We start from the raw sequence: 218 nt of genomic DNA on the forward strand, positions 1-218 counted from the left end.
TTATCAACGGGACAGTATCGGTGATTCACGAGGAAGTCAGTGAGAACCTCCGAGAGGGGTTGTCGCTCACCGTCGAACGCCTCGGAACGCCCCCGTGCTTGCTCGAAGACGATCGGGTCCAACAGACGCTCACACCCGAACAGAAGGCGGCACTCGAGGCGGCTATCGAGCGCGGGTACTACGAGGAGCCACGGCAGCAGTCAGTCACTGAAATCGCC

1 protein-coding gene is annotated in these 218 nt (G+C 60.6%); it reads left to right on the plus strand.

What is annotated here, in order from left to right; translation table 11 throughout:
• On the plus strand, positions 1-218 hold a 218-nt coding region (locus C476_RS17165), incomplete at both ends, for a helix-turn-helix domain-containing protein (protein ID WP_008015309.1).

Source organism: Natrinema limicola JCM 13563 (assembly GCF_000337475.1).
In the GTDB taxonomy this organism is placed as follows: Archaea; Halobacteriota; Halobacteria; order Halobacteriales; family Natrialbaceae; genus Natrinema; species Natrinema limicola.